Source organism: Planktosalinus sp., from assembly GCF_059864935.1.
The window spans coordinates 1-2,399 of record NZ_JCBCCK010000147.1 but is presented as its reverse complement, the minus strand read 5'-3'; the positions used below and the strand labels follow the sequence as shown (position 1 = coordinate 2,399).

Annotated in this window: 2 protein-coding genes and 1 pseudogene; 2 read left to right on the top strand and 1 reads right to left on the bottom strand. The window is 41.4% G+C overall.

All coding sequences use genetic code 11. The annotated features are described in order from the left end of the window. Together AC6F75_RS06020 and AC6F75_RS06015 are read left to right on the top strand one after the other, a co-directional pair. A partial coding sequence (locus tag AC6F75_RS06020; RefSeq protein ID WP_500714048.1) for a hypothetical protein occupies positions 1-943 on the top strand: 943 nt, incomplete at its 5' end. A 45-nt stretch (positions 944-988) separates the two neighbouring features. Further along, positions 989-1,840, top strand: coding sequence for a glycosyltransferase (locus tag AC6F75_RS06015; RefSeq protein WP_500714047.1), 852 nt, complete (start codon positions 989-991; stop codon positions 1,838-1,840). A gap of 23 nt (positions 1,841-1,863) precedes the next feature. Here the strand turns inward: AC6F75_RS06015 and AC6F75_RS06010 are convergent. After that, positions 1,864-2,399, bottom strand: a pseudogene (locus AC6F75_RS06010) (alkaline phosphatase family protein); the annotation flags it as partial.

The following is a 2,399-nucleotide window of genomic DNA, read 5'->3' as shown; positions in this document are numbered from 1 at the left end:
ACTAAATCAAACAATTATGAAAAATCTGAAATTAATTACACTATGCTTATCATTAGCCGTTTTTACTGCTTGTTCTAGTGATGACGACAACACTCCGCCGCTTTCTGAAGAAGAGCAAATTGCCCTCTTGATTCAGGAAGTTAGAAATGCAACTGCTTCATTTACCAACATCAATGCAGCCATGAATGCCGGCTGGAATACTGATTTGTCCGGTTGTGTGGAACACCCAGCATTTGGAGGAATGGGTCACCACTATGCCCGTATGGATTATATTGACGGCCGGGTCAACCATCTGGAACCACAAGTATTGCTTTATGCAATGAATGTAAATGAACAGATGGAGTTTCTGGGTGTGGAATACATTGTACCCTTTGGTATATTACCGGCTGATGCAGACCCACCGGTTTTATTTTTTCAGGAATTTCACGCCAATCATCATTTAGGCCTTTGGGCATTGCATGTCTGGACAGAAAGAACCAATCCGGGCGGGATGTTTGAAGACTTTAATCCCACAGTAAATTGTGATAATTGGATCAACTACCTCATCAGTCAAGTACGTTCTGAAACAGCTGCCTATCACGATTTTGATACAGCAATGAGTGCCGGCTGGAACAATCAAATGTCAGATTGTGTAGAGCATCCCACAGAAGGTGGCATGGGCTACCACTACGGCCGTATGGAATATTTTGACGGAAGGGTAAACCACCTTGAGCCTCAGGTGTTACTTTACAATAAGGATGAAAATGATGAATGGGAGTTTTTGGGTGTCGAATATATAGTGCCCTTTGCCATTCACCCTGCTGATGCTGAACCACCCATGTTGTTTAACCAGCAATTTCACCAAAACGAACAACTGGAAATCTGGGCGCTCCACGTTTGGACCGAAAAAGAAAACCCAAACGGTATCTTTTATGACTGGAACCCCAGTGTGAGTTGCAATTAAAAATATGTTTACCTTTGAAAGGAACTTTATTAACACCTTTCAGCATTGAAATTTTACATTGTCATTCCGGCTCATAACGAAGCTGAATACATAGAAAAGACCTTGTTGTCTTTAGCCAACCAGACACTGCTTCCGAAGAAAATAGTGGTTGTGGATGACCATTCCACAGACGCTACTTCGGAAGTGGTGTCTCGTTATGCTGATGAGTTTCCCTTCATTCATTTAGTCAAAATAACCTCAGAAGACAAGCACCTTCCCGGAAGCAAAGTCATCAACGCTTTTTACAAAGGTTTTGAAACGCTGGATAATGACTATGACATCATCTGTAAGTTTGATGCCGACCTGATTTTTCCTGGAAATTACCTGGAAAAAATTGCTGAAATTTTTGAAAACAACCCCAAGTGTGGCATGGCGGGGGGATTTTGCACCATAGAAAAAAAAGGAACCTGGGAGATTGAAAATCTCACAAATAAAGACCACATTCGCGGTGCGTTAAAAGCTTATCGAAAAGCGTGTTTTAAAGACATAGGAGGTTTAAAAACGGCAATGGGCTGGGACTCGGCAGATGAGCTTTTAGCTCAATTCCACGGCTGGGTAGTGGTCACAGAGCCTTCACTTCTTGTTAAACACTTAAAACCCACAGGCAAAACCTATGACAAAGCTGCTCGTTATAAGCAAGGCGAGGCATTTTATACTTTGCGTTATGGGTTTTGGCTAACAGTATTTGCTTCAGTAAAACTGGCTTTTAAAAAGGGAAAGCTTCTATTGGTTATCGATTATTTGAAAGGCTTTTTCAAGGCGAAAAAGAACAAATCACAATTTCTTGTTTCGGAAAGTGAAGGATTATTTATTCGAAAACTGCGATTACGAAAAATCAAGAAAAAGTTTTTCAAATAAATTTTAGACAACCATTCCAAAATTCACTCAAACAACTCCGTCAACACCCTGCCTGTTGCACCGTTGGGCCGTGCTATACCAAGCAAAGCCGAGAGTGTAGGTGCAATATCAGTTATTTCAGACTTTTGGTAAGTATGTCCTTTTTTAATGCCGTTGCCGTAAAAAATCAGCGGCACGTGAGTGTCATAAGTAAAACCGCTGCCGTGTGAAGTCCCTCCCCGTTCATACCAGGTGGACAATATGGAGGGTTCAAACACGTACACCACATCGCCACTGCGTTTCTGGTGAAAACCGTTTTGGACCAAATAGCCAATGTCCCGCGTAAAAGAACCGCCCTCTAACTGGTTTCGTGTAAAAACCTTATCTATCATAGGGTAAGTAATTAGATAGTCGGCCAGGATTTGTTGAACTTCTCTTGGGTCGAGTTTTGCGTTTTTTAAAACCTCTTTATTCAAAAACACCTGATTGCTTTGCTCCCTTTCAATCACATCCACTTTAAAAGTTGCCATAGAAAATGCTTTTAAATCGTCACGAAAATCATTCCGGTTAAAATAACCCG